This window comes from Mycobacterium sp. Root265, from assembly GCF_001428895.1.
Lineage (GTDB): Bacteria > Actinomycetota > Actinomycetes > Mycobacteriales > Mycobacteriaceae > Mycobacterium.
This window is the reverse complement of sequence record NZ_LMJA01000031.1, coordinates 292000-310554: the sequence shown is the minus strand read 5'-3', so window position 1 is coordinate 310554 and position 18555 is coordinate 292000. Positions and strand designations below refer to the sequence as shown.

The following is an 18555-nucleotide window of genomic DNA, read 5'->3' as shown; positions in this document are numbered from 1 at the left end:
TTACGGAATGTGCGCAAATCGCGGGTGGAGCTGAGAGTCAGCGCTTGCCCGGTCGGCGGGTGCCCTTGGCGATACCGAGACCCTTGACCGGTGCTTCGTCGCCGACGACCCGGTCCGCACCGCTGGAACCGTTCGACGACGGCTCGGCGGCCGGTGCCTCGGGTGCTTCAGGTGCTTCGTCGACCACCTCGGGCTCGGCCTCGGCGACAGGTTCGGCGGCGGGCTCCGCCGCGGGAGTCGGCTCAGCAGCCGGCGCCGTGGGCGCTGCCTTCTTCGCACCCGGACGGCGTGCGCCGGCGGCAATACCCAGACCCACGACCGGCGGCTCTGGCTTGGCCGGTTCCGCGGGCTGAGCGGGCTCGGCCGCAGGCGCCTCGGCGACCGGGGCCTCCTCGGCCTTCGGAGCGGCCGGCGCGGCCGCTGCCGGAGCAGCCTTCTTGGCACCCGGACGGCGTGCGCCCGAGGCGATCCCGAGTCCCTTGACCTCCGGTTCGGGCGTGGCAGGTGCGGCCTCGGCGGGGGCTTCGGCAGCCGGAGCGGCCGCAGCAGCAGGTGCAGCGGGCGCGGCGGCCTTCTTGGCGCCCGGACGCTTGGCGCCGCCGGCCAATCCGAGCCCCTTGACCGGTGCCGCGGGGGCAGCGGCCTCAGCGGCCTCAGCGGCGGGTGCGGCCTCGGCAGCCGGGGCAGCAGCGGCAGGAGCGGCCTTCTTGGCACCGGGACGCTTGGCGCCCCCGGCCAAGCCGAGCCCCTTGGCCGGTGCCGCGGGGGCGGCTGCCTCGGCAGCGGGTGCGGCCTCGGCGGCCGGCGCGGCGGCCTTCTTGGCGCCCGGACGCTTGGCGCCCCCGGCCAATCCGAGTCCGGTGACCGGAGCTGCGGCGGCCGCAGCGGCCGGCTTGTCGGCCTCCTCGACCTCGTCTTCGACGGCGGGAGCAGCCGCGACAGCGGCCGCTTCCTGCTCGGCCTCCAGCGTGGCACGGGCCTCGGCGCGTTCTGCGGAAGCCGCTGCGGCGGTGCCCTTTTCGGGCAGCGTGTACAGGCTGGTGTCCAGCGAGTTCAACAGCAGCTGCGCGACGTCGAGCACTTCGACCTTCTCGATGTCCCGGGCGGCGGCGACGTCGTCGACACCGTCGGTGATCATCACGCGGCAGAACGGGCAACCGGTCGCGATCGCGGAGGCGCCGGTGTCGATGGCTTCCTCGGTGCGCTCGGTGTTGACGCGCTTACCGATGTGCTCTTCCATCCACATCCGAGCACCACCGGCACCACAGCACAGGCCGCGGTCCGCGTGGCGGGGCATCTCGGTGAGCTTCGCGCCGGCAGCGCCGACCAGCTCACGCGGGGCCTCGTACTCCTTGTTGTGCCGGCCCAGGAAGCAGGGGTCGTGGTAGGTGACTTCCTGGTCGACCGAGGTCACCGGGATGAGTCGCTTGTCGCGGACCAGGCGGTTCAGCAGCTGGGTGTGGTGCACCACGGTGTAGTTGCTGCCCAGCTGCGGGTATTCGCGGTTGATCGTGTTGTAGCAGTGCGGGCAGGTGACGACGACCTTGCGGTCGACGGCTTCGACGCCCTCGAACAGCTCGTTGATGGTCTCGACGTTCTGCGCCGCGAGCTGCTGGAACAGGAACTCGTTACCGGCGCGACGGGCGGAGTCGCCGGTGCAGGTCTCTCCGGTGCCCAGCACCAGGTACTTCACGCCCGCGGTGGCGAGCAGTTCGGCGACCGCCTTGGTGGTCTTCTTGGCGCGGTCCTCGTAGGCGCCGGCGCAGCCGACCCAGAACAGGTACTCGAAACCGTCGAACGAGTCCACGTCCTCGCCGTAGACCGGGACGTCGAAGTCGACCTCGTCGATCCAGTTGGTGCGGTCCTTGGCGTTCTGGCCCCAGGGGTTGCCCTTGTTCTCCAGGTTCTTGAACAGCACGCCGAGCTCGCCGGGGAACTCGGATTCGACCATGACCTGGTAGCGGCGCATGTCCACGATGTGGTCGATGTGCTCGATATCGACCGGGCACTGCTCCACGCAGGCACCGCAGTTGGTGCAGGACCACAGCACGTCGGGATCGATGACGCCGCCCTGCTCAAGGGTGCCGACCAGCGGCCGGGTCGCCTGCAGCGGGGAATCGGCCGGGATGCGCTCGAAGCCGGACTCGGGCACGTGGTCGTGCGAATGCTTCTCGTCGTGCTTCTCGCCGCGGATCTCCTCGCCCAGACCACCCTCGGGGGTGTTCTCGAGCGGGCTCTCCTTGCCGTCGAGGAAGTACGGCGCCTTCGCGAACATGTGGTCGCGCAGGTTCATGATCACGAGCTTGGGGGACAGCGGCTTGCCGGTGTTCCAGGCCGGGCACTGCGACTGGCAGCGGCCGCACTCGGTGCAGGTGGTGAAGTCGAGGTAGCCCTTCCAGCTGAAGTCCTCGATCTTGCCGCGGCCGAACACCGCGTCCTCGGCGGGATCGTCGAAGTCGATCGGCTCGCCCTTGTGCTCCATGGGCAGCAGCGGGCCCAGGCCGTCGGGCAGGCGCTTGAAGGTGACGTTGATGGGGGCCAGGCCGATGTGCAGGTGCTTGGAGTGCAGCACGATCAGCAGGAACACCAGCATGACGCCGATGTGACCCATCAGGGCCAGGGTCTCGATCCACATGTTCGCGGTCGCGCCGAGCGGGGCCAGCAGCCAGGCCATGCCATCGGAGAGGAAGGCGCCGGACTGGTAGGGGAACTCCTCGCCGAGCACGTTGACCGCGGCACCGCGGAACAGCACGTAGGTGGCGATGACCAGGAAGATCATGAAGAGGATCTCCCACGCGCCGCCGGTGTGCGAGCCGTAGAAGCGGGAGTCACGGCCGATCTTCTTGGGCTCGCGGGTCAGACGGATGATCGCGAAGGTCAGGATGCCGAGCAGCACCATGAGGGCGAAGAAGTCCTGCAGGAATCCCAGGACGGCCCAGCGGCCGACGAACGGGATGTGGAACTCGGGGTCGAACAGCACGCCGAAGGCCTCGACGTACACCGAGCCGAGGACGAAGAAGCCCCACATGGTGAAGAAGTGCGCGATACCGGGGATCGACCATTTCAGGAGCTTCGACTGGGCGAAGACTTCCTTGTTCTGATTCAGGAAGCGCTTGACCAGATCGTTCTTCCGGCCGCGCTCGTCGCCCACTTTCTGGCCCGAGCTGATCAGCTTCGTAAGCCACAGCACGCGCTTGGCGGCGAACACCAAGACGACGGCGGTCATCAGCATTGCGAGGACCAACCTGCTCACTTCGAGCGTGTGCTGCACCGCGTGCCTCCCCGAGGTTTAAGTTACTAGCCGGTAACTTGAGTGTAGTTACTGACCGGTAACTTAGGCTATTTGCCTGCTCATAGTTACATCACCGTTTGTCATACCGCTAGCAAGGCTGACCTAACTCACTAGTTGGTCGCCTCGAGGGACGGGTGCCCGAGCTCAGGCCGGAGTGCCCAGAAGTGCGCGCAACATCGACAACATCTCCGAGCGGGACTCCGCTCCGAGGCGGCGCCGGATGCGTGCGACGTGATGTTCGACGGTCTTGGCCGAGATGAAAAGTTGGCTACCGATATCGCGGTAGGGCATACCGAGCAACAGCAATTCGGCGACCTCGCGTTCGCGGTCCGACAGTCGCGATGACGGCGCCGCGTCGGCACGCGGGACGGCTCCCGGCGGCCGCGCGGCGTCGGCGAAGGTCTCGCGCGCATCCGGACCGTCCGGGGCGTCGGGGGTGGTGGACTTCAGGTCCCGCGCGAGTTGCAGCATCACCCCGGACACCCGGGGATCAGGTGTCTGCAACGCGGCCTGACTGGCCAGCCGGGTCGCATCCCAGGTCAGCCCGAACTGTGCGAGCGCGCGGGCGGCCAGCGTCACGTCGTCGACGTCGACCTGGTTGGCGAGCACCCGCAGCCACGCCCGCCCGGCGGTGGCCAGCGCCCGCGCATAGGTGCTGTCGGCGGCCGCCGCGGTGAGGGCCTGACCGTGCGGGGCGACCGCGTCCGGTGAATTGGCCAGGATCCCGGCGTGCACCCCGGACCAGTGCAGCGGCACCGACCACAGCGGCGGCCGGCCCAGCGTGTCCAGCAGGTCCAGCGCGTCATCGAGGTGATGTTGCAGCCGGTCCACCAGGCGCAGCCGGGCGGCCGCGACCCACAGTTCGCCCAACGGCAGCAGCGAGAACAGGTCCATCGAATACTCGGCCAGCACCTCCATGGCGGCATACCAGTGCTGTTGCATGGCGCCGGTGTCACCGGCGCGCCGCGCGATCGCGGTGCGCAGCGCTGCCGACCAGAGCGCGTCGCGGCGGTGCAGGGCCGCCGGGTCGACCGCGGCGGCATCGGCGGCGGCCCGGTTGAGCTGGCCATCCAGCATCCGGGTCCAGCCCAGCAGCAGCCGGTGCCGGTGAGCGCTGAAGACCTCGCCGTGCCCGGGTTCGGCACCGGCGGCGCGCCCGATGATGCTGCGGGCGCGAACCGGATCGCCGCCGTGCAGCGCCGCCAGGGTGACCAGGGCGGCGGGGCTGTCCGGCGCGACCCAGGTGGACGACCACTCCGCGGTGATCGCCTGACTCAGCCGGCCGATGGCGGTCGGGAACGGCCGATCCAAGGTGTAGAGCAGTCCTTCGGCGAGGCTGCGGGCCGCGCGCGCGGTGGAAGTCGGCGGACCGCTGTCCTCGACATCGAGTGCGGCCCGGGCGGTGGCGATGTCACCGGTGGCGACCGAAACCACAACGCCCGCCGAACCGATGAACGCATCCGGGTACGGACCGAGCCAGCGGAACAGGTCGGCTGCCGCGGTGGCGCTGCCGTCATGCATGGACACACTCGCCGCGATCCGCACCGCCGCGGCACGCTGCGCGGGGTCGGCGGAGCCCAGTAGGTCGTCGGCCAGCCGCGCGGCGGTTGCACAGTCACCGGTCAGAGCCAGCGCATCGCCGAGTTCGGTGCTCAGCTGGGTCGAGCCGGCATCGGATGCCGCGCGGTACAGCCGCGCCGCCCGCGCGGGTTCGTCGCGGTGCCGCGCCGCCAACGAGGTCAACGCCTCGGCCAGTCGGCCGTCCCGCAGTCCGTGTTCTGCCAGTCCGAGCGCGAGATCGGCTGACAGCGTGGTCATGTCGAGCTGCGACTGCAGCAGCGCAATCTCGGTGTCATGGTGGCGCGCGGTGCCGACGATCTCGGCCACCGCCTGATGCAGGGTGCGCCGGAACGCTCGGTGCCGGCCCGGCTCCAGCAGCCCACTGGCCCGGGCGCGATCCACAAGTGCTTGGGCCGCAACGGCTTCCACCCGCAACGCGGCGGCGATATCGTCGGGCCCGAGACGCGGATCCAGTGAGCACAGCAGCAGGGTGTCGAGCACCGGTTGATCGAGGCGGCGCAATCGTTCCACGAGCGCGAACCGGGCAGCGTCGGCCGGTGCGTCGGCGCCCTCCGCGGCCGCGAGCAGGAACGGTATCCCCGCCGTCGCTGCCAGCACGGCGTCCAGCTGCTCGACATGGGCCAGCTCGGCGGGCGTGCGGGCACCCAGTATCACCGCGGGATTCTCCCGGGTCAGCGCCAGCGTCAGTGCACGCAGGGCGCCGTGGTGGGCCAGTGGTTCGGCGGCCACGACGACGGTGCGCCCCGGCTCGGCGGCCCGCTCGCACAGCAACGCGAGTTCGTCGTCGCCGAGCAGATGGGCGTCATCGACGATCAGGGCGCCGGGGCTGTCGTCCGCGGGCCGGCTCAGCACCGGCACGCCGGCCTCCCGCAAGGCGGTGCGTACCGTGCTGAGCAGTGTCGTCTTACCGGCGCCGATACCCCCGGAGATCAGCACCTTGACCGGCTCGGAGGGAGCCGCGATCAACGCCGCGATCGCACCGGAGTCCGAGCCCACGATGACTATCCGGCCGCGGCGGCGGGCTCCGCGGGCTCGGGCTCCGGTATGGGCTCCGGCTCGGGTTCGGGCTGCGGGGGCGGCACCACGGTGGTCGTCGTGACGGGCGGTGCAGTGGTCGTGGTGACCGGCTTCGTCGTCGTCGTGGTGGGCGGAGTCGTCGTGGTCGTCGTCGTGGTGGTGGTCGTGGTGGTGGTGGTGGTCGTCGTCGTGGTGGACGACGTGGTCGACGGGGTGGTGGTCGTCGTCGTGGTCGACGGCGGCGGTGGCGGCGGAATCTCGGAGGTCGTCACCAGACCGTCGTCACCGGTGACGGTCACGGTCTGGGGTTCGGTCACCACCGGCTCGCCGGGCTGCCCGGGCTCGGTGGAGAAACTCGTCGCGGTCTCGGTGACCGGACCACTCGGGCTGCTGGTCCCGGTCAGGGTGACGGCGAGGCCACCCACGGCCAGCAGGGCGGCCGCGGCGGCGGCGCCGAACAGCAGTGGCGGGCGCTTGTACCAGGGCAGCGGTTCGGGCTCGGCGGGGTAATCGTCCTCGCCGGGGGTGAACGCAATCGGCGGGCGGGCATCGGTAGGGGTTGGGGCGTAACCGGTTTCGTAATCAGGACCCTGGTAGGGGACCGGTTCACCGGTCGGTGCGTCCTCATCCTGGGACCACGCCAGGCCGCCGGGGGCCTCCGCGTCGGCGGCGGCTGCACCACCGGCCCAGCCCATCGTCGGGGCCATTCCGGTGGCTTCGGGATCCGGGACCGCCGCCGGGGCCAGGCCCGTCGCCGCGCCGGCCTCGGAGGCGAGATCGGCAACCAGGACCGCGCCGGCCGCCGCGAGGGTCGCGGCCTGCGGGGCGGTGACGACCGGAACCTGCAGGCGTTCGGAGAGCCGTTGCGTGACAAGCGGAATGGCGGCACCGCCACCGACGGTCGCGACCGCGCTCAACCGTCCGGGCGCAATGCCGCTCTGCTGCAACAGTTCTTCGACACCGGCCAACAGCCCGCCGAGCGGCGCATCGATGAGCTGGTCGAGCTCGGCGCGGGTGACCCGCACATCGGAGCTGTAGCCGGGAAGTTCGGCGGGCACCACGGTGGCGGTGTCGGCGGACAGGCGTTCCTTGGCCCGGCGGCATTCGTCGCGCAGCCGTCCCAGTGACCCGACGGCGGCGGTGCCTGCCGGGTCGGCGTCGCCGGCATCGGCGATACCGGCGATGACGTGGTTGAGCAGCGCCTGGTCGATCTGCTCACCGGAGAAATCGGCGTACCGCAGGGTCGCGCCGATCGGGGCGAGCTGAGCGCCGGCGTCGGCCAGCGTCACGCTGGTGCCGCTGCCACCGAGGTCGACGAGGGCGACGACACCCTGGGGCGGGAGGCTGGAACGCAGACCGGCCAGCGCGGCGACCGAATCCGGCACCACCGCCGCGGCGGCCAGTCCGGGCTTGTTGCGCAGGGCGGTCTGCAGGGCAGCCACCACCGAGGGCGCCCAGTGCGCGGGCAGCGCAATGGTGATGGGGTTGCCGCCGCCGACCGTGTGGGTCATGGCGTCGAGAGCTTCGGCGAGTACCTGATCGCCGCGGTGTGAGGACCCGTCGGAGGCCACCAGCGGTACCGGGTCACCGACGCGGTCCACAAAACCGCCGAGCACCAGGCCGGGTTGGCCCAGGTTGGGGTTCTCGCTGGGGACGCCGACCTCGGGCGCCCGGTCGCTGAACAGGGTCAGCACCGACCGGCGTGTGACCGGCGGCCGACCCTCGCGGGCCGCCACCAGATTGGTCATCCCGACGGACAATCCGAGCGAGTCGCTCATGCGACCTCCTTCTGCAAGCACTCACCTTAACGGCTGGCATACCCCATCAGCGGGAATCCCCCTAACGTGTCGGAACCCCTAACGGGCGATCCCCTAACGGGTGCACCTGATGGCTGGGTTCAGCACCGATCTCGGCGGGCCCATCCCTCGATAACATCGGTGCACAAGCTTCAGATGTAACTCCGGGAAGGATGGGGCGGGCACCAACTCATGGCCAACTCACTGCTCGACTTCGTGATGTCGCTGGTGCGGGACTCCGACGCTGCGGCACGCTACGCCGCGGATCCCGCCGCGGCCATCGCCGACGCCCACCTGTCTGATGTGACGAGTGCCGACGTCGACCAGTTGATCCCGGTCGTCGCCGAATCGCTGTCCTCGGCGGTACCCGGTGTCGATGCCACCAGCTGGGCCGGCACCCTTCCGGCCGTCGATTCCAACGTCTGGACCAGCGGCGCCGCCACCGCGGCCTTCGATGCCTTCGGTATCGACGATTCGGTGCCGGTGATCGCCGACGGGCTGGACAACCTACCCGTCCACGAGGTGCCGAGCATCACCGATGACGGTGTCGGGGTCGTCCAGGGCCTCGACGATGAGTACGCCGATGTCCCGGTGAACACCGTGGTCGAGGATCTCCCGCTGCACGACAACATCCTCGATCACGAGTGGAGCGCGGCACCGGACGCGGCCGGCTTCGACCTCTTCGACTGATCACGCTCGACCCGAGCCCGCCCAGCTGCGATTCCCCGCGGCAGGGCGGGCTTTTTCGTGTGCCCCCACGACCCCCTAATCCCCTAATGGGGGCGTCCCCCACACCCCGGTACGGGGGTGGTGGAGGAGGGGATTCGGCCCCGTTTCACGGGGGTCGCGGCGCCCATAACGTTGTCTTCAGTTCGCCGGACCACCCAGCGACAGGAACCACATACCTCCTGAGAAAGGCACTCCAATGACCACCATCATCGACTACATCCTCGACCTCTTCCGTAGCCCCGACCTGGCCGGTGCCTTCGTGAGCGATCCGGAGCAGGCCCTGCGTGACGCCGGCCTGCCGAACGTCACCGCCGCCCAGCTGTCGGCCGTCGCGGCCACCGCAGCCCCGGCCGGCGTCGCCCTCGGTGGCGGGGACCCGGTGCTCGGCCTGCAGCGCGCGGTCGCCGATCACCACAGCCTGGCCAACTCGTTCGCCCCGATGTACGCCCCGCAGCGGACCTTCGCCCCGGAGACCGACATCGCCAGCCACAACAAGACCAACGCGGAGTTCCTGAGCCCCGACCAGAGCTCCGGTGCCAACTCGCAGGTCGGCGGCTTCAACCTCGGCTTCGGTGACATCACCTTCGGCAACAAGACCTCCAACACCGCCACCGACGGCGGCGTCGTGGTCGACGGTGACAACGCGGGCACCGTCACCACCGGCAACGGCAACGTGGTCGGCGACGAGAACATCACCGGCGAGGACATCGTGGTCGGCGACGAGAACGTCACCGGTGATAGCAATGTGGTCGGCGACGACAACGTCACGGACAACACCAAGGTCGACGTCGAGACCGGCAACCACTCGCCGGTCATCATCGGCGACGAGAACGAGGTGGAGGACAACTCCCAGATCGCCGGGGACGACATCATCTCCGACAACGAGGGCCCGGTGCTCAACGACGTCGACACCAGCGGCGGCAACGGTGGCGGCTCGGTGGCCGGCGGCGGCCTGATTGGGGGCGGTCACTCCAGCGGCGGCGACGCCGGCAACGGTGGCGGCATCACCATCATCGACAACTCCGGCACCCTGGACGCCAGCGATGACGACAGCGTGACCACCACGGTGGTGGACACCGATATCGACAACTCGGTGGACAACTCCAACACTCTCGACGTGGACAACACCATCGAGACGAACGTCGACGCCGGACTGTTCTGATTTCCCGTCGCTACGCTCGCCCGGGAGCCCTGATCCCGGACCCGACAATCCGACTGGCGGGGACCGCTTCCTGGTCCCCGCCAGTCGGCGCGCCTACGGTTGACCCTCAGGAAGGGGCGAGATGACGCAATCCGCACGCCCGGTCAAGGTGATCGTCGAACTCATCGACCACACCACCAAGATCGCCGGTCTGTACGAACGCGCCGACCTGGCGGAACGGCTGCGCATCGCCAAGGAGCGGATCACCGATCCGCAGATCCGGGTGGTCATCGCCGGCCAGCTCAAGCAGGGCAAGAGCCAACTGCTCAACTCGCTGCTGAACATCCCGGTGGCCCGGGTCGGGGACGACGAGAGCACCGTGCTGGCCACCGTGGTCTTCTACGCCGAGACGCCGACCGCACGCCTGGTGGTGGTGACCCCCGAGGGCGACGATGCCGAATTCGTCGACATCGACATGTCGGAGCTGAAGAACGATCTGCGCCGGGCACCGGCCGCCGAGGGGCGCGAGGTGCTCCGGGTCGAGGTCGGCGTGCCCAGCCAGATGCTCAAGAACGGCCTGGCGTTCGTGGACACCCCCGGTGTCGGCGGGCACGGCCAGCCCCACCTGTCGGCGACGCTGGGTCTGCTGCCCGACGCCGATGCCATGCTGATGATCAGCGACACCAGCCAGGAATTCACCGAACCGGAAATGACCTTCATCCGGCAGGCCGTCGAAATCTGCCCGGTCGCAACAATTGTCGCCACCAAGACCGACCTGTACCCGCATTGGCGGGACGTCGTCGCCGCGAACGAGGCCCACCTGCGCCACGCCGCCGTGAGCACCCCGGTGATCCCAGCCAGTTCGGTGCTGCGCAGTCACGCCGTCACCCTCAATGACAAAGAGCTCAACGAGGAATCCAACTTCCCGGCCATCATCAAATTCCTGTCCGAAAAGGTGATGTCACGGGAGAACGATCGGATCCGTGACCATGTGCTCGGTGAGATCCGCGCCGCCGCAGAACATCTGACGCTCACCGTGCACAGTGAGCTGTCCGTGCTCAATGATCCGGCTGCCCGCGAACGGCTCACCGCGGACCTTGAGCGGCGCAAAGAAGAAGCCCAGGAAGCGTTGCAGCAGACCGCGCTGTGGCAGCAGACCCTCAACGACGGCATCGCCGACCTGACCGCCGATGTCGATCACGATCTGCGCAACCGCTTCCGCCATATCACCGCCCACACCGAGAAGGTGATCGACGGCTGCGATCCCACTCAGCACTGGGCCGAGATCGGCACCGAACTGGAGACCGCCGTGGCCACCGCGGTCGGGGACAACTTCGTCTGGGCCTACCAGCGTGCCGAGGCGCTGGCCGCCGAGGTCGCCCGGTTGTTCACCGAGGCGGGCCTCGACGTCGTCGAACTGCCCGAGGTCAGTGCCCGCGACATGGGCGCCGGTTTCGGGGAGTTCAAGTCGGTGGCCCGGCTGGAGGCCAAACCGATCAAGGCCGGCCACAAGGTGGTCACCGGCATGCGCGGCTCCTACGGCGGCATCCTGATGTTCGGCATGCTCACCTCGTTCGCCGGGCTGGGCATGTTCAATCCGTTGTCGCTGGGGGCGGGATTCCTGTTGGGCCGCAAGGCCTACAAGGAGGACATGGAGAACCGGATGCTGCGGGTACGCAACGAGGCGAAGACCAATGCGCGCCGATTCGTCGACGACATCTCCTTCATCGTGAACAAAGAATCCCGGGACCGGTTGCGCGCCGTGCAACGGCAACTGCGCGACCATTACCGCGGTATCGCCAACCAGACCAGCCGCTCACTCAACGAGTCGCTGCAGGCCACTCTCGCGTCGGCCAAGATGGAAGAGGACGAGCGCAACACCCGCATCAAGGAGCTGGAACGTCAGCTCAACATCCTCAAGCAGGTCGTCGACAACGTCGACAAGCTGGTAGCCCCCCGTTGATTCCCCGTCGCTTCGCTCGCCCCCTGTGTTTGTTCCCCCGTCGCTTCGCTCGCCCCCTCTAAGCTTGGCTCCGTCATGAGCACCAGCGATAACGTGCGCGCAATTCTCGGTGGCACGATTGCGGCCTACCGGGCCGACCCCGTGTACCGGCAGCGCCCCGATGTGCACGCCGAACTCGAACGGATCGAGCGCCGGCTGAACCAGCCGATGCGCATCGCGCTGGCCGGCACACTGAAAGCCGGCAAATCCACGCTCGTCAACGCACTGGTCGGCGAGGACATCGCCCCGACCGACGCCACCGAGGCCACCCGCATCGTCACCCGGTTCCGGCACGGGCCGTCCCCGAAGGTGACGGCCAATCACCGTGACGGCCGACGGTCCAACGTTCCGATCGCCCGCGCCGCCGGCGACCAGCAACGCAGCCTGACGTTCAGCTTCACCGGACTCGACCCCGAGGACGTCGAGGATCTCGACGTGGAATGGCCGGCCGCCGAACTGACCGACGCCACGATCATCGACACCCCGGGCACCTCGTCGCTGTCGCGCGACGTGTCGCAGCGGACGTTGCGGCTGCTGGTCCCCGAGGACGGGGTGCCGCGGGTGGACGCGGTGGTCTTCCTGCTGCGCACCCTCAATGCCGCCGACATCGCGCTGCTCAAACAGATCGGCGAACTCGTCGGTGGGTCCTCGGGTGCGCTCGGCGTGATCGGGGTGGCCTCCCGCGCCGACGAGATCGGTGCCGGTCGCATCGACGCCATGCTCTCGGCCCGTGATGTCGCTACCCGGTTCACCGCCGAGATGGACAAGACCGGCATCTGCCAGGCCGTGGTGCCGGTGTCAGGGCTGCTCGCGTTGACCGCGCGCACACTGCGCCAGAGCGAGTTCGTCGCGCTGGAGAAGTTGGCCGGGGTGCCGTCCGCGGAGCTGGCGAAGGCGATGCTGAGCGTGGACCGCTTCGTGCGGGAGGATGCCTCGCTGCCGGTCGACGCCGCGACCCGCGCCGCCCTGCTGGAGCGGTTCGGCATGTTCGGTATCCGGATCTCCATCGCCGTGCTCAGCGCCGGGATCAGCGATTCGGTGGCGCTGGCCGACGAACTGCTGGAACGCAGCGGCCTGATCGCGCTGCGCGACGTCATCGACCAGCAGTTCGCGCAGCGCTCCGACCTGCTCAAGGCGCATACCGCGCTGCTGTCGTTGCGTCGATTCGTCCAGATCAATCCGATCTTCGCGAGCCGGCAGATCCTCGCCGACATCGAACCGCTGCTCGCCGATGCGCACGCCTTCGAGGAGCTGCGCCTGTTGAGCCAATTGCGTTCCCGGCCAACCACCTTGACCGAGGACGAGATGTCCTCGCTGCGGCGCCTGATCGGTGGCTCGGGAACCGACGCGGCCAGCAGGCTGGGCCTGGGTCCCGACGCTCCCAACGATGGCCCCCGCGCGGCGTTCGCCGCCACCCAGCGATGGCGCCGTCGCGCCGATCACCCGCTCAACGATCCGTTCACCACCAGGGCGTGCCGGGCGGCGGTGCGCAGCGCCGAAGGGCTCGTCGCGGAGTTCCACGCGCGGGGTCGATGAGCGCTCGCGCGACGAGAAGACGACGACGCTAGGGCTGCGGGTACAGCGTCCGGGTCTCGTTCTGGCGGGCCCGGCGCCGGGTTGTGGTGGTCTCGTCCTCTTCGTCGTCATCGTCGTTCGCCCGCGAGCGCGGCGTGCGGGTCGGCCGCTCCGATGAGGATGAGGTCTCCGAGGAGGACGACGGCGCGGAGATGTCGGTGATATCGGTCGTCTCGGGTGGCCGGGTACTGGTGATCGTCGACGTCGTGGTCGACGATGAGTCGGTGCTGGACGAACTGTCCGAGAACGGCGTCACGTACTCCAGCGGTGCCGGCTCGGTGGTGCCGGCCTGGCGGACCACGAACATCGTCAACCACACGATCAGTGCGATGGCCGCGAGTGCGGCCACGCTGGCCGCCAGCAGGGTGGGCGTTCGCTCATGCCACTTGGGATCGCCCGTCACGGCCACCGATAGTAGCCCCGGATCAATCCAGCTGCCGGATGACCTCCGAGGAGAAGAACGCCAGGTGGTCGAGATCGGACATGTCCAGAACCTGCAGGTAGACCCGCTGGACGCCGGCCCGGGTGAAGGCGCCCAGCTTGTCCACGATCTCGTCGGCGGTGCCCGCGACCGGTGAGTTGCCGCGCATCTCATCGAGTTCCCGGCCGATCGCTGCGGCGCGGCGGGTGAGCTCGGATTCGCCGCTGCCCGCGCACAGCACGAAGCAGGCCGAGTAGATCAGCGAGTCCGGGGCGCGGCCGGCGGCGGCGACCGCGGTGGCGACCCGATCGTATTGCGCTGTCAGGTCTTCCAGCGAGGCGAACGGAATGTTGAACTCGTCGGCGAACTGCGCGGTCAGCGCGGGTGTCCGCTTGGGGCCGCCGCCGCCGATGATGATCGGCGGGTGCGGTGTCTGCGCAGGCTTGGGCAGCGCCGGGGAATCCTTGACGGTGTAATGCGTTCCCGCGTAGTCGAAGGTCTCGAAGACCGGGGTGTCCCACAGCCCGGTGAGGATGTGCAGCTGCTCGGTGAGCCGGTCGAAACGCTCACCCAACGGCGGGAACGGGATGGCGTACGCCGCGTGCTCGGCCTCGAACCAGCCGGCGCCGATACCGAGTTCGACTCGGCCGCCGCTCATTTCGTCGACCTGCGCGACGGCGATGGCCAACGGTCCCGGGTGCCGGAAGGTAGCGGAGGTGACCATGGTGCCCAACCGGATGGTGTTCGTCTCGCGCGCGATGCCGGCCAGCGTCACCCAGGAATCGGTCGGGCCGGGCAGGCCGTCACCGGCCATCGCCAGGTAGTGGTCGGACCGGAAGAAGGCGGAATATCCGAGCTGTTCGGCGGCTTGCGCGACGGCGAGCTGATCGGCGTAGCTCGCGCCCTGCTGGGGTTCGACGAAGACACGGAAGTCGAGGGAAGGCATGCGAGCAAGCCTAGTTGCTTCACCCGGGCAGGGCGGCGATCGCGACGGTGAACCCGGCCCGCTCGAACAGTTCTTGGGTGCAGCTCACCCCGGTGATCCGCTCGGCGAGTGTGAAACCGGCTGCGGTCAGGTCGGCGCCCAGATCCTGCAGGTCCCCGAGCACATGGGGTTCGGCGCCGAGCCGCTCGTCCGGGAACAGCAGATCGACATCAAGCAGTAACCGGCCGTCACGCCACCAGTGGAAGCGGCTGACCGAGTTGATGTTGCGGAAATGCGAGACGACGGTCCGGCCACCGGACAGCGGCTCCATGGCGGCTTCGGTGACGCCGAGATAGCCGTTGACCTCGGCGATCAACGACCAGCCGGGGCCGGCTTCGGTGACCGCGATGATCGCCTCGTCGGGCCGGTAGCCGGCATCCCAGCGCTCGACCGTGCGGGCCACGACGGCGTCGATACCGTCGGCGTGCGCGATGGTGCTCGCGCCGAGCGCCGCGAGGACCGCGTCGGGTTCGATGCCGCTGAGCAGTGTGACGCAGTGACCCTCATCGGTCCAGGACCCGTCGGCCATCACAGACCGCGGCGGCTGCCCTGTACCGCGGCGATGGCGTCGGCGTCCCCGTCGAAGCTGACCCGGGCCGGCTCGCGTCCGGCGGAGAACAACAACAACTCACCGGGATCGCCGGTGACTGTCACCGGCGCACCCTTGCCCGCGGTGGCCAGCACCTTGCCCTCTCGCGTGGTCAGCGATACCCGGGCCGGGGACTTCGACAGCGTCATCCGCGCGAACATGCCGACCTGGTTGCTCAGCGCGTCCGTCGTCTCTTCGTCGAGAATCCTTGGTTCCCAGCTGGTTCCGGCACGGCGGACATCCTCGTTGTGGATGAACATCTCGCTGACGTTTGCGAATCGGTCGATCAGGATGAAGGGGGAGTAGAGCGGCGGGCCGGCCGCGACCTGGGCGAGCAGTTCGGGCCAGTCGGTGGACGCTGTCACCTGCTCCTGCACGCGGGCGGTGTAACCGGCCAGCTTGGGCACCAGGATTCCGGGCGCGGCGTCCAGGCGCCGTTCGCGGACCACCAGATGCGCGGCCAGGTCACGGGCGTTCCAGCCCTCGCAGAGGGTGGGTGCGTCGGGTCCGGCGGCCCGCATGGTGTCCACCAACGCCGCACGTTCCTTGCGGGCAACAGTCATCAGTACGTCTCCACACCTTCGATTCGGACCAACATGCCATGCCCGGTCCCGTCGTTGGTGAAACGCGTGCCGGCCTCCGTGGCCTCGATGGTCCAGCCCAGCGCGGTGTAGGTGCGGTAATCCAGCGGCACCGTCGGGATGTCGCCGAGGTTCCCGGACACCCAGGTGACGGCGCCGTCGGCGTTGAGGTTCACGCCGTTGGCCGGAAACCCGTCGATGCTCGGTGACTTCTCGAATTCGGCCTCGCAGCTGACTGCTTCGACGTTGAGCTGGCAGCGGGTGAGCCCCGATTTCGTCTCGAGATAGACGTAACCGTTCTGCGGTGCGAGGGCCTCGGGACCGGCCGGCACCGGGGTGGCCGATGTGGGCGGCGCAGGTGGCGTCGTGGAGGTGGTGCGGCTGGGCCGCGTCGTCGGGAAGTCGGGTTCGGTACCCGAGGGCGCCGAACCGACTGGGTTTCCGTCTGTGCTGTCGCTGCATCCGGCGAGCACCAGGGTGAGCGCGATGGCGCCGGTCCCGATGCACGCCGCTGCCCGTATCGCCCTGCCTGCCACGAGTTCGAGGCTACCGGGCAGATCGCCGATCATCGGGGCAGCACACCGTGCTTCCGGCTACTGGTGCAGCGCGATGCGCAGCGCGTCGGGCAGCGCCTGGTGGCCCGGCTCGTTGCCGAAGTTCTCGATGAGCACCACCTGGAGTTCGCCGACCACCCCGCCGAGGACGGCACCGACCGCGATCATGGTCGGCTCGTCGTCCTTGAAGACCGGCCGCAGGATGGACTCGTACTCCTCGTTGCTGAGCTGGCTCATCTTGTCGATGATGGTGTTCTCCAGGTCGAGTACGTTCATCGCGTAATCCTGGGCCTCCAGCAGCGTGGTCGGCAGCTGCGCCAGCACCATCTGGACCATATTGTCCTTCAGTGCGTTGTACCGCTGGGTGCCGACGGCCAGCTTGACCAAGGGGGCGGCCATCCCGGTCTGCGCATCGATGGCCGCGCTGACTTCCTTGCCGACGAGACTGAACAGTTTGTCCGCGCCCGGGCCGCGCAGCACGCCGTCGAACAGGATCTCGGGGGAGAACAGGTCCTCGGCCAGAATCCTGGCGTAGTCGCGGGTGACCTTGTCCCGCTGCGCGTGCAGCAGACCTTGGAACGGGATGAAGCCGAGATACTTCTTCGGTTCGATGGGTCGGAACAACATGTTCAAGGCGATGTAGTCGCTGATGAAGCCGACGCCGAAACCGAAGGCCGGCATGATCCACGGATTCTGGAACAACGCCCAGGCGAACATCTGCACGACGCCGATGACGAGCCCGAAATAGATGCCGCTGCGCCGGACGAACGCCATCGCGTCATCGCCCATACCGCGCATCAGCTTGTTCAGCTTGTCCTTGTTGCGGACCAGGGTGGTGACGGCCAGGTACTGGATGTCGACGAATCGGGGGAGATCGGAGCGCATCTCGTTCATCAGCGATTCCACGACGCGCGGTGTCTCATCGTGGATGCGCTTCTGGATGGCGCGCCGGCCGGCTTCGGGCAGCGAGTCCCACAGGCCGGGCCGGATCTGTTCGGCGACCTCGCGGGAGATCTCGTCGATGGCTTCGGTCAGCGGTTCGCGCAGCGCCTCGACGGCTTCCTTGGCGTCGACGCGGTCGAGCAGTTCCTCGGGTTTGAGCAGGTTCTGGGTGAGCAGTTCGATGGTCTTGGAGCCCACCTTGCCGGCCCGGCGCGGCACGATGCCCTGCCAGCCGAACGGGCCGATCCCCTTGAATTCCATTGGGCGGTAGAGCATCTCCACCGCGACGATCTTGGTGCTCCACCCGACGAAGGCCGCCACGAACGGCATGGACAGGTAGATGAACCAGTTGGCGCCGAAATCGGCCTGAATCTCCTGCCAGGACTGGATGGCGAGGACCGTCTGGCTACTCATTGGCGACTGCGGCCGCCCACAGCCCCTGGCCCAGCCCCGACAGGCGCAACGACAACTTCTCCGTCCGGGCGATCAACGGCCCGCGCGATGCGCTCTTGACCGCCTTCAGCACCATCGGCTCCGCCATCAACACCTCATAGTCCGCTTTTCGGGACGGGTCCTCGGGACCGGTCTCAACCAGACCAAGGGATAGCAGATGATCGACGTACTGCGGGACCATATGGGGAAGTGCGACGTTTGCGGTGCGCCCAATGAGGCACGCGTTCTGCAGCACGACCTGGTTGCGCGACCGGCTGTGCACGTTGACCAGCGGTGAGGACGTGCCGTCCGACAACGCGCCGACGATGCGAGCTTCATCGGCGACGAGCTGGTCGAGTAGCCGGTGATAGAGCTCCTGCTGGCTGCCGCTGGTGCTCTGGTCCAGGGCGCGATCCAGCAGCCGGCCCAGCTTGGTGTGCAGCGAGTCGGTCGCCGACGGCGCATCCTCTGCGGACTTCAACGGCCGCGGCGCGGCGTCCAGGGCTTCCAACCGGTTCTTCACCAAGGTGGCGAGCTGCTCCTCGGTCCAGCTGGCGAGTTTGAGGCCGGTCTTGGCGGCGTCGATCGCGCGATCCGTGATCCCCAGCGGGTCGAACCATTTCGGCACCACCGGTTGCTGCTTGGGGGTGCGGATGGCGATGGCGATGTCACCGAGCGGGGTGGCGAAACGGAACCCGCGGCGGTTGAAGCCGTTGCGCTTGACCGGTGTCTTGTCGGTGACGGTGGCCTCGACAGGTTCCTCGGCCTCGGGGGTTTCGACGGTCTCGGCCGGGCTGTCGATGACATCCTCGATCGGGACGTCTACGGGGACCTCGGCCGGGCCGTGATGACGACTTTGCTCTGACACCTGTGATCGACCCCTATGTGCGCGACGGGTGAGCGGCTCTGCGGTCCACT

General features: G+C 68.6%; 14 protein-coding genes. 4 read left to right on the top strand and 10 right to left on the bottom strand.

Translation table 11 applies throughout. The features are described from left to right. Window positions 1–37 precede the first annotated feature (37 nt). The 3 genes from ASE48_RS27350 to ASE48_RS27340 form a co-directional block, all read right to left on the bottom strand. A complete protein-coding gene (locus ASE48_RS27350; protein ID WP_057170308.1) occupies window positions 38–3232 on the bottom strand; it encodes a (Fe-S)-binding protein in 3195 nt (1064 codons plus the stop codon). 204 nt (window positions 3233–3436) lie between these two features. Beyond that, a complete protein-coding gene (iniR, locus tag ASE48_RS27345; protein WP_235571582.1) occupies window positions 3437–5869 on the bottom strand; it encodes an isoniazid response ATPase/transcriptional regulator IniR in 2433 nt (810 codons plus the stop codon). Between the two features lie 5 nt (window positions 5870–5874). Further along, a complete protein-coding gene (locus ASE48_RS27340; protein ID WP_057170306.1) occupies window positions 5875–7668 on the bottom strand; it encodes an Hsp70 family protein in 1794 nt (597 codons plus the stop codon). A gap of 210 nt (window positions 7669–7878) precedes the next feature. Here ASE48_RS27340 and ASE48_RS27335 point away from each other — a divergent pair, with 210 nt between their 5' ends. The 4 genes from ASE48_RS27335 to ASE48_RS27320 all read left to right on the top strand — a co-directional run bounded on the left by ASE48_RS27335 (window position 7879) and on the right by ASE48_RS27320 (window position 13094). Further along, window positions 7879–8376, top strand: a complete 498-nt coding sequence (locus ASE48_RS27335) for an Rv0340 family IniB-related protein (RefSeq protein ID WP_057170305.1) — start codon at window positions 7879–7881, stop codon at window positions 8374–8376. A gap of 235 nt (window positions 8377–8611) precedes the next feature. Next, the gene (locus tag ASE48_RS27330) at window positions 8612–9577 is read left to right on the top strand and encodes an IniB N-terminal domain-containing protein (RefSeq protein ID WP_057170304.1); all 966 of its coding nucleotides are present in this window, start codon (window positions 8612–8614) and stop codon (window positions 9575–9577) included. A 121-nt stretch (window positions 9578–9698) separates the two neighbouring features. Then, window positions 9699–11519 carry an isoniazid-induced dynamin-like GTPase IniA gene (gene iniA, locus ASE48_RS27325; protein WP_057170303.1) on the top strand — a complete coding sequence of 607 codons (1821 nt, stop codon included), beginning with the start codon at window positions 9699–9701 and terminating at the stop codon, window positions 11517–11519. Window positions 11520–11594: 75 nt separating this feature from the next. Further along, the gene (locus tag ASE48_RS27320) at window positions 11595–13094 is read left to right on the top strand and encodes a dynamin-like GTPase family protein (RefSeq protein ID WP_057170302.1); all 1500 of its coding nucleotides are present in this window, start codon (window positions 11595–11597) and stop codon (window positions 13092–13094) included. 28 nt (window positions 13095–13122) lie between these two features. Here the strand turns inward: ASE48_RS27320 and ASE48_RS27315 are convergent, their stop codons facing one another. The 7 genes from ASE48_RS27315 to ASE48_RS27285 are packed head-to-tail and all read right to left on the bottom strand — an operon-like array spanning window position 13123 to window position 18505. Then, window positions 13123–13536, bottom strand: a complete 414-nt coding sequence (locus ASE48_RS27315; protein ID WP_235571580.1) for a hypothetical protein — start codon at window positions 13534–13536, stop codon at window positions 13123–13125. Between the two features lie 22 nt (window positions 13537–13558). Further along, entirely contained in the window at window positions 13559–14500 is a 942-nt protein-coding gene (locus ASE48_RS27310; RefSeq protein ID WP_057170301.1) for an LLM class F420-dependent oxidoreductase, read from the bottom strand. A 19-nt stretch (window positions 14501–14519) separates the two neighbouring features. Next, entirely contained in the window at window positions 14520–15068 is a 549-nt protein-coding gene (locus ASE48_RS27305; protein ID WP_057170300.1) for a DUF6461 domain-containing protein, read from the bottom strand. Further along, on the bottom strand, window positions 15068–15691 hold the full coding sequence (locus ASE48_RS27300) for a TIGR03085 family metal-binding protein (protein WP_057170299.1): 624 nt from the start codon (window positions 15689–15691) through the stop codon (window positions 15068–15070). Before ASE48_RS27300 ends, ASE48_RS27305 begins: the two co-directional genes overlap by 1 nt. Continuing rightward, a complete protein-coding gene (locus ASE48_RS27295) occupies window positions 15691–16278 on the bottom strand; it encodes a hypothetical protein (protein ID WP_235571578.1) in 588 nt (195 codons plus the stop codon). The genes ASE48_RS27300 and ASE48_RS27295 overlap by 1 nt, the downstream gene beginning before the upstream one ends. 24 nt (window positions 16279–16302) lie before the next feature. Continuing rightward, the gene (locus ASE48_RS27290) at window positions 16303–17619 is read right to left on the bottom strand and encodes a hypothetical protein (RefSeq protein ID WP_057170298.1); all 1317 of its coding nucleotides are present in this window, start codon (window positions 17617–17619) and stop codon (window positions 16303–16305) included. Continuing rightward, the gene (locus ASE48_RS27285; RefSeq protein ID WP_327049666.1) at window positions 17612–18505 is read right to left on the bottom strand and encodes an Abi-alpha family protein; all 894 of its coding nucleotides are present in this window, start codon (window positions 18503–18505) and stop codon (window positions 17612–17614) included. Before ASE48_RS27285 ends, ASE48_RS27290 begins: the two co-directional genes overlap by 8 nt. Between the last annotated feature and the right edge of the window lie 50 nt (window positions 18506–18555).